General features: G+C 66.9%; 7 protein-coding genes and 1 pseudogene. 2 read left to right on the top strand and 6 right to left on the bottom strand.

Annotated features, from left to right (window positions below; genetic code table 11):
* The first annotated feature begins 94 nt into the window (after positions 1 to 94).
* Positions 95 to 580 (top strand): transposase, encoded by a 486-nt coding sequence (locus AB0P03_RS40210; RefSeq protein WP_363633673.1) that lies wholly within the window; start codon positions 95 to 97, stop codon positions 578 to 580.
* 157 nt (positions 581 to 737) lie between these two features.
* A pseudogene (locus AB0P03_RS40205) lies at positions 738 to 1433 on the top strand (DUF5655 domain-containing protein); the annotation flags it as partial.
* A gap of 446 nt (positions 1434 to 1879) precedes the next feature.
* Here AB0P03_RS40205 and AB0P03_RS40200 read toward each other — a convergent pair.
* The 6 genes from AB0P03_RS40200 to AB0P03_RS40175 all read right to left on the bottom strand — a co-directional run bounded on the left by AB0P03_RS40200 (position 1880) and on the right by AB0P03_RS40175 (position 7902).
* The gene (locus AB0P03_RS40200) at positions 1880 to 2173 is read right to left on the bottom strand and encodes a putative quinol monooxygenase (RefSeq protein ID WP_363586043.1); all 294 of its coding nucleotides are present in this window, start codon (positions 2171 to 2173) and stop codon (positions 1880 to 1882) included.
* Between the two features lie 82 nt (positions 2174 to 2255).
* Positions 2256 to 3104, bottom strand: coding sequence for a methyltransferase domain-containing protein (locus AB0P03_RS40195; protein WP_363633671.1), 849 nt, complete (start codon positions 3102 to 3104; stop codon positions 2256 to 2258).
* 87 nt (positions 3105 to 3191) lie between these two features.
* A complete protein-coding gene (locus tag AB0P03_RS40190; protein ID WP_363586041.1) occupies positions 3192 to 4694 on the bottom strand; it encodes an FAD-dependent monooxygenase in 1503 nt (500 codons plus the stop codon).
* Positions 4695 to 4777: 83 nt separating this feature from the next.
* The gene (locus AB0P03_RS40185) at positions 4778 to 6019 is read right to left on the bottom strand and encodes a cytochrome P450 (RefSeq protein WP_363586040.1); all 1242 of its coding nucleotides are present in this window, start codon (positions 6017 to 6019) and stop codon (positions 4778 to 4780) included.
* A 27-nt stretch (positions 6020 to 6046) separates the two neighbouring features.
* Positions 6047 to 7147 (bottom strand): cytochrome P450, encoded by a 1101-nt coding sequence (locus AB0P03_RS40180; protein WP_363586039.1) that lies wholly within the window; start codon positions 7145 to 7147, stop codon positions 6047 to 6049.
* Positions 7148 to 7212: 65 nt separating this feature from the next.
* Positions 7213 to 7902, bottom strand: coding sequence for a tRNA-dependent cyclodipeptide synthase (locus tag AB0P03_RS40175; protein WP_363586038.1), 690 nt, complete (start codon positions 7900 to 7902; stop codon positions 7213 to 7215).
* Between the last annotated feature and the right edge of the window lie 845 nt (positions 7903 to 8747).

Raw genomic sequence — 8747 nt, 5'->3', positions numbered from 1 at the left:
CTGCGGGGGCTACATCTGCTTCGAGGACGAGGCAGGGTTCACCCGCCGACCGCCCAAAGGACGCACCTGGGGCCGACGGGGCCGCACACCGGTCGTGACCGTCAGCGGCCGCCGCTCGGGACGCCTGTCGGTGGCCGGGCTGATCGCCACGTGGCCCGGCTCCCGCACCCGGCTGTGCCACCGCCTGCGCACGCACCCCGCAGGCAGGGGTCAGCGCCGCAGCATGGGCGAGCGCGACTTCATCGCCCTGGTCGACGGTGCCCACCACCTCGTCAAAGCACCGATCGTGCTGGTCTGGGACCGCCTCAACACCCACGCCTCCCACGCCATGCGCGAGTTGATCGCCCAGCGCACCTGGCTGACGGTCTTCCTCCTCCCCGCCTACTCACCCGACCTCAACCCCGTCGAATGGGTCTGGGCACACGTCAAGCGCAGCCTCGCCAACCTCGCCGTGGTCGCCCTCGACCGACTCGAAACCCTCGTCCGCAACCGCCTCAAACGCCTGCAGTACCGGCCCGACACCATCGACGGCTTCATAGCCGGCACCGGCCTCACCCTCGACACCCCAACCTCACCCTGACAAGCCGAAGTCAGTAACTACGTTGCGTTGTCACACCGCGACTCCACCGCCGCCGGGCTCTACCGCGACACCACTCAGACGAGCTACAGAGAAGTGCATCCGTCACCGTGACGGACATGTAGTCTATGGATCATCGCAGTTCAGAGCCGGTATCCGAGCTCCTGCGGTCGGTAAAGTTGAGTACAAGCGGGCGACTGACGCCGGGGTGATCCACCAGGGGCTGTTCTATCTGTCCTGGCTGATGGACCACCGGGACGAGTTCCAGCGACTGGTGCGTGACCGGCTCGGCGCCGAGGCTGCGGCCGGGGTCTTGTGGAGCGCGCCAAGGCTGATCTGTGTGGCCGGTGACTTCACCCGCTATGACGTCCACGCCGTACGCGAGCACCGCCGCAGCATCGATCTCGTGCGCTACCGCTTCTACGGCGATCACCACATCGGGCTGGAAACGGTGGCCTCCGTCACCGGACACGCCGCTGCTTCCCGGATGGCCTCCCGCCTGCGCGCGGCCGGGGGCCGGAGCGAGCGTACGGCGGGCGGGGCGATGACGGAGCTGGCCGCCGCGGTCGACGAGGCGCTGCTCGGGCTCGGAGACGACATCGTTCCCGTGCAGCGCAAGCAGTACCGGGCCTATCAGCGGCTGCGGAACTTCGCCTGCCTCTGCCCGCCCCAGCAGGCCAAGCTCCTCGTCTACCTGAAGGCCGACCCGGGCACGGTTGATCTCGTCCCCGGCTTCACCCGGGACGTGACAGGACTCGGCCACCACGGAACCGGTGACCTGGAAGTCCAGCTTCGCACGGAGCGGGACTTGGAGCGGGCTCAGGATCTGTTCCGCCTCAGCTGCGCCGCGGCGTAGGAGGGCTCGATCCCGTGTGCGTGTGACGGGCTCCGCTGGGGTCTGGTGTGAAGTTGTGGGTGGGGTGGTCGTTCTGGTGCCTCTCGACGGTGTGGGCAGGGCGTGGCGGTGGAGTAATCAATGGTCCAGTGGTTCTCCGGTTTCGCGAACCGGGGAACCACGGCTATGTTCCGCCGTCATCGCCCGAGAGGGTGGTGGTCCTGGTTGGCCGGCTCAGCGGCGGAGCAGGTCGTCCGGATTGATGGCCAGGTAGGTCTCGGGTGTGGTGGCTTCCAGCGCGGCGGGGCGAGGGTGAAGCCCGGGGTGTTCCCCAGGAGGGCTTCCCAGGCTGGTCCCGGGTGCTGGAGACGGCAGCTCGGAGTCTGCGCTGGACATGGGGCCTGGCCTCAGGTCTTGTCCGTGCAGTCTCCGTGGGGTTAGCGGTCGCCCTCGTGGGGACTCTCATCTCATGTCAGCTCCCGGTAAGTTGTGATCTTGATCGGTTCCGCCAGGAGTGATTCCACCGCGGCGGCGAGGTGCTGGGAGTGCGCACTTCGGAAGTGGCGCTGGAGGTCTTCGGTGTGTCGCCACCGCTCGATGGCGATGAATTCCTCCGGGGTTTCGATGCTCTGCTGGATGGAGTAGTGCAGGCTTCCCTCCTCGTTCCGGGTGGGTTCGATGACCGCCTGGAGCAGTTGTGCGAGTTCTGCCTCCTTGCCCGCCCTGGCGACGACCCGGCCCACAACCGTTACTTCACTCATCGGCTTCGCCTCTCTCGGTGTTCCGTTTGCGTGTTGTTCCGTTCGGATGGGCGCTCTCCGCCCTTCCTGGCGGACCGGCTCTTCAGGTTCTCCGCTGTCGCCGTCCGACCGCGGGGGTGTGTCCATGGGCAGCGCCGATGGGGAGTGCGGGGAAGACCATGGACGGGTCGTCGAACAGGGAGGAGAGCCGTCGATCGGCGGTGTCGAGCAGACCGTGGTCCTGGAACGACGGTGCGAGGCGGGCGAGCGTGAGCGCGTAGAAGCCGCGTTTTCCACCGGAGACGAGGGGGTGTCGCCGCTGGTGGGTGATGCCCTCCAGACCCTGGGCGGCGAGGAGCACCGGGAGGGTGTTGCCGAGTTCGGGGTGTGCTCCGGCGAGTGTCATCAGCCGGTGCACCGCGGTTGCGAACTCCAGGAAGGCTGTGGCCGCTCTTCTGTCCGGGGCGTGTTTGGCGGCGATGGCGAGTGTCTCGCGACTGACGTCGATCGCTTCGGCGAAGAGCTGCCCGTGTGGTGCCAGCGAGGGGATCAGCCGGGCCAGGACGGATTCGGGGTCCGGCAGATGCTCCAGTACGGATCTGGCGTGGATCAGATCCCAGGAACCTGGTGGCAGAGGGCCTGCGGTGATGTCGTGTTCGATCACTTCGACCCCGGGATGTGCGATGTTCCTCAGAAATCGCGGATCGCTGTCGGTTGCCACCACTCTTCCGGTCTCTCCGGCGAGAGATGCCAGGAGACGGGCGATACTGCCCGCTCCCGCGCCGACTTCGAGGCATGACCACCCGGGTGCCGGGTTCACCCGGGTGAGGATCTCCTCGGTTCCGGGGTCGTAGACCTGCTCGATCGTGCGCAGGCGGTCGAATTCGAGATCCGCTCGGGCGGCTGAATCCAGAACGTAGGGGGCGGGTTGCGGACGGTCCGGGTCGGTCATGGTCTGCCTCTCTGGTTCCTCCGGGCCCGACGAGCGGTGCAGGGCCGCCGACGCGAGCACGAGCAGCCCAGATCAGGGTCCCGCCGGTCATCCGACATGTATGCCGAGTGAGCGAAGATGACTGGTCACCTCACTTGGAGTCTCGGTGGCCAGCGAGATGTATCCGTCCGGTCGTACGAGGAACAGGCCGTGCGGTGCGTACGCGCGGGAGGCGAACCCCGCGGGGTCCGAGACGTCGTGGCCGACGCGCACCACGCGGATCACCGCGGGACCCCGGGCGCTGACAGGCTGGATGGGCGGACTTCCGAAGGAAAGAAGGGTGAAGTGGGGTCCGCGGAAGAGGTCGAAGAGACGTACCGGGGCTCCGCCACGGTCGGTACAAGGGGCATCCGGAGCGCGGTCCCCCGCGTGGAGGGCTTCCTCGACGAGAGCGGGGCGCATCTCCGCGTTGGGTGGAATACCCCGGTATCCGAGTGCCAGATGGTGCGTGGTGCGGTCACGGCGCGCGGCCAGCTCCCTGACCCGACCCGCCCCTTGGTGGATGCGGGTGCTCACTCCAAGCACCTCCGCCGCAGCGGGCCGGCGCTCCGCCTCGTAGGAGTCCAGGAGCGAGGGTGCTGCCTGGCCGGTTGCCGCGAGCGCCAGTTTCCATCCCAGGTTGTAGGCGTCCTGGATGCTCGCGTTGATGCCCTGGCCGCCCGCCGGGGAATGAACATGCGCGGAGTCACCGGCCAGGAACACCCGGCCGACCCGGAAGTGCTCCGCCAGCGCTGCTCGTGCCCGGAAGACCGATGACCACAGCACCTTCCGCACCCGCACTCCCGTGCGGGCGGCCACCAGTTCGCGGACCCGCTCGGGAGCGGGGTCGGGGGTTCCCGTCGCGAACCGTGCGATGACCTGGAAGTAGTCCGTTCTGGCGACGGGACAGATCGCGGTCATGATGCCGACCGCGTCACCCCAGGTGTGCCAGTGCTCGCGGTCCAGTCCGGGAATATCGGCATCGGCCACGAGCAGCGGCCGGGTGTCCACGTCTTCGCGGTCGAACCTCACACCCAGGATTTTCCGTACGGTGCTGCCGCCCCCGTCTGCCCCGACCAGGTAGTCGGCCGCGATCTCCCGCGTACCTCCGTCGGTCCGGACAACCTGGGCCAGCACGCCGGCCTCGTCCTGGGAGAATCCGTCGAGCCGCGCTCCGAACTCGACACGGTGGCCCAGATTCAGCAGTCGCTCGCGAAGCAGTTCCTGGGTGCGCGACTGAGGAAGCATCAGGGGCTCGGCATAGGGCGTGGCCCCAGTGGGCTCGCCACGGGCGATGACGTCCCACTCCCTGACGATCCTTCCCTCCTCCCAGGCCACCATCGGCGGCAGCGGCGCTCCCTCCGCCTGTACTGAGTCGATGATTCCGAGGTCGTCGAAGATCTCCAGGGTGCGCGGCTGGAGACCCTTGCCCCGTGATCCCGGAAAGGGACCCGCGCCGGCGTCGATGATCCGGAAGTCGACGTGCCGACGGGCCAGTTCCACCGCCAGGACCAGTCCGGCAGGTCCTCCTCCGGCAATCAGAACAGATGTGTGGTGGCGATTACTGTCCACGGCATGTCCCCTTTCCGGTCCTCCGTCATCGTGATGCGGAGGAGGTCGCAGCCGGCTGTATGCGGTTTCCCCTTTCTGGTGGTTCAGGCAGCCAGGAGCCGTCCTTCCGCGGTGGGATCGAATGTGAGGGTGAGTGATTCGGGGCCGCGGGAGTAGAAGCCGGTCTCTTCGTAGGAGGCGTCCTCGGGGAAGCCGATGTTCTCCATGAGGGCCAGCAGCATCGTCACGACCGTCTCCAGTTCCCTGCGCGCGAATGCGGCCCCGACGCACGAGTGCATGCCCGCGCCGAACCCGAAGTGGGTAGCGGCGGCGGTGAAGGACCGTTCGGGACCGAGGTCGGTGCGCTGGAGGTCGAAGGTGTCGGGCCGTTCGAAGACACGCGGGTCGCGGTTGGCGGCGGCGAGCATGCACCAGACCATGGTCTCGGCGGGTATGGCGACGCCGGAGATCTCGACGTTCTCCGCTGTCCTGCGGGGGATCAGTTGCACGGGCGGTGTGTAGCGGAGCGTCTCCGCGATGGCGTTGGTCACCAGTCCGGGATCGCCGCGGACCAGGGCCATCTGATCGGGGTGGGTGATCAGATGCCGGAACAGCAGGGCCAGTGTCTTGTCCGCCGGTTCGGTCGCGGCGAGGAGCACGTTGTGGCACAGAGCGGTGACCTCGTGCAGGCTCATCCTCCCGCTCTCGTACTCCGTGTGGCACATCAGCGAGATCACATCCTGGCCGGGGTTCTCGCGCCGTTCCTCGATGAAGGGCCGCAGATAGTCCTCCAGCCGGCGGGCGCACTGGACGCAATGCCGGTATCGCTCCTCGGTCAGAGTGACGCTCGTCACGAATTCGGCCACGCCCTGGAACCAGGAGTGCACATTCCGCCAGTTGTCCTTGGGCAGTCCAAGACTGTCCAGCGCGACCCAGATCGCCAGCTGCTGTCCGAAGTCCTTCACCAGGTCGAACCGGCCGCGCCGCAGATGGGGGCGGATGAGCTGCTCCACGTTGCGGCGGATGAGCGGGATCTGGTCTTCCAGCATCGGCCCGGTGTATCCGCGGATCATTGTCCGGTGTTTGGCGGTGTGTTCGGCGCCGGTCATCTGTGCCAGGACGCGACCGCGCATGACCGGCTCGGCCCGTTCCCGTAAGGCTTGGGTGGTGAAGATCTGGTCCTCGGTCAGAACCCGGCGAACGTCTTCGTGCCGGCTCAGGAAGTAGGCGCCGATGCCGGGTTCGTAGTGGACGGGGTCGTTCTCCCGCAGCTGGGGATACCAGGCGTACGGGTCCCGGGCGAACTTGTCGGACAGGACGCTGATGATGCGGGCAGTCGGATGCATGGTGTTCTCCTCTCATCGGGTTGGCCGTCACCAGGCCACGGGCAGACAGGCGGGGCGGATGAACGTCAGATCATTTCTCCAGGGAATCTCGTGTTCATACACGGCCAGGCGCAGTTGTGGGAAGCGCTCGAACAGGGCGGGGCAGACGATGGTGAGAACCAGCCTGCTGAGGGCGTCGTCTGCCAGGGGCCCAGGATCCGTGCGAAGGTCTGTGGACCCGGCGTCCGGACGATGGATGTCGAATTTCGCCGGGGTGGGGTAGTGCTCCTCGTCCCAGGCCGCGCCGAGGGGCGAGGCGCATACCGCGTCTCGGGCCTTGATCAGGGTGCCGTGTAGTTCCAGGTCTCTGAGCGCGATATGGGTGGGGCCGAGCACCGTGCCCGGGTGGTAGCGGCGGAGTTCCCCGGCTGCCGCCCGCCACAGCACTGGATCGCGCAGGCACTCCCGTAGCGGTTTGGGGTGGAGCAGGAGAGTGAACGGTCCGGTCAGCAATGCCGAGAAGAGTGACCTCGCGCACCGGACGAGCAAGCCTGTCACCACGGTGTGCGACGGTTCAGTGTCGGCCTCCCGCTGTTCGCGGGCTTTAAAGGGCGTACCGGCGGCATTACCGCGGACGGGGCCATCCCGGAGGTGCTCTGTGAGCGAGTGCAGGACCGGGTGCCTGACAGCCGAATTTCCTGTCGGCTCTTCCTGGATCAGAAGGTTCCGCAATTCCTGGGGATCGAATGACAGCCCGAAGACATCGCGGCACACGGCGGCTGTTAGCGGCGCTGCCAGTTGTTCCAGCAGATCGGCAGGGTTGTTCCCGGTTTCCATGGCGTCCAGGACGAGACCCGTCTGTTTCACGATCGAGGCCCGGTGGGATTCCACCGCCCACGTCGCGCAATACTCGGCGCCCGGCTGCCCGGCCCGCGAGCGCGCTGCCCCGCTGATCCCGGCCGGAGGGGGAAGTGCTTCAGCGGCATCGCTCAGGCGCACGAGGTCCGGGTCGGTGAAGACTCGCAGGATGTCGTCCCGGCGGGAGATCATCCACAGCCAGGATCCGCCCGGAAGCTCGACCGGGCAGACCGGCTGCCGTCGGCGTGCCCAGTGGATCACGGGCGGAGGCGTGCCCAGGGGGCCCAGCACGAAGGGAAACCTCAACGGTACTTCCGGTGTCCTCGCCGGCATCGGGAGCTGCCTGAGCTGCCTCATCACGAACCACCCGGCAGTACGGGCTCGGCCACCACGAACCCCTGTTGTGCAGCTGACCGCAGCCCGGTCGCCGGACCGGCGAGCAGGGCCGCGGCGAGCTCGATCCGCCGGTGGTAGACGAACACCGAAGAAGCCACGTCAAAGATCGACGGGCTGTCCACGATCAGCGGCAACTCTGCGATCGGATAACTGACGCAGGCGTCGATCTGCTCCTCACCGGGCTCCGTATCCGCGATGGACCGGACCGCTCCCCGGGCAACCGCCCGGCAGGCCGCCCTGAGGGCGGGATCGACTCGGTATGCCGCTCTGGCCCGCTCACGCAACGCCGCGTACTCGGGTCGGCTCATCAGCTGAGTCCAGGTATGGACGCGCCTTTCCGGCGTGGACACACCGGCACGCGACAGCGCAAGCACCGCGGGATTCCTGAGCTGGTTCACAGCTCGCCGCACACGCCCCACTGCCTCCAGCGGCCTGACGCCCGCAGCGGTGAGGGTATGTGCCGCCTCGAATCCGGGAACGAGAACGTCGACCCTCGTGAAATGTCCGGCTGCCCACTGGACCAACGCCTCCACCCGGCATGGTGTGTAGTAGCCGTTGAACGGGCTCAGACCCACGACGCAGTGGTCGGAGGCATCGGCGATCCGACGGCAATTCTCGCTCTGTGGTCGAATCAGGAAATCCACGGTCACCACCGCTTACCTGCATCTGTATGCCACGTTCTCATGCCAATACCTTTCCCGGTCGCCAGGTCTGAAAGTCCGCCATGAAGTGGGCGGCCCGAAGAGAGAAGGCCGTCACGCCAGAATTCACACCGAATTCTCTGCCCGAACGGCTCAGGTCATTTGGAGACGAAACCTGTCTTCTCGTCACGGCAGCCCTGCGGGCGGCGCCAATACAACTCGACGGTCGAGCCGTGCGCATCACCCGTGATCACTCCGCAGTGCGCCGACGCCTCCTCGCCGTGCTGCTACACACTACGGGATGTTATGAACATTCGATAGACCTTATTGCTGTATTAGTTTAGGCCCGGGAGGCCGCCCTCGGTGGTGGGCAGTGGAAATCGCCATTGTGTTCGTTAATGGAAATTTAGTTCGAATATACTTTCCCTCGGCTGCATTTCGAGCCCGTCGGCACGATCCTCGCCATCCACGGATCTTCCTCACCGAGGTCCGCTCGGCTCGGCGGCACCACCCGCACGTCGGCAACCGTGTGGTGATGTCGACGCCTGCGCCTGGGGCCTCGCGCCTTGGCGCCGGCCGTGCGTACTGCCCACCGCGCCTCCGATGGCCAGGCCACTTCGGCCCCGATCTCCCCGGGTTGTTCGCGGAACACACCCTCGGCGACGACATCTTCGCTATTCGTGGCGACGGCAGGCACACCGTGCCGCGCTTCCCCGAATGCCGGCCCTTGGGCCGGCTGGTACTCACCGCCTCCGGCGCTTACTGACATTGGCGCTTCAGGGTGATGGCGGCGGGAGGTCGAGGGAGAGGCCGGTCCCGGCGAGGAATCCGTCGAGGATGTCGGGGCGGTACTG

Source organism: Kitasatospora sp. NPDC088779, from assembly GCF_040685395.1.
In the GTDB taxonomy this organism is placed as follows: Bacteria; Actinomycetota; Actinomycetes; order Streptomycetales; family Streptomycetaceae; genus Kitasatospora.
The sequence above is the reverse complement of the archived record's forward strand: the minus strand, read 5'-3'. Positions and strand labels throughout refer to the sequence as shown.

What these genes read in the sequence shown, in the direction of transcription:
- AB0P03_RS40200 (WP_363586043.1), bottom strand. Translation starts at nt 2,173, where the DNA reads ATGAGTGAAGTAACGGTTGTGGGCCGGGTCGTCGCCAGGGCGGGCAAG.
- AB0P03_RS40185 (WP_363586040.1), bottom strand. Translation starts at nt 6,019, where the DNA reads ATGCATCCGACTGCCCGCATCATCAGCGTCCTGTCCGACAAGTTCGCC.
- AB0P03_RS40195 (WP_363633671.1), bottom strand. Translation starts at nt 3,104, where the DNA reads ATGACCGACCCGGACCGTCCGCAACCCGCCCCCTACGTTCTGGATTCA.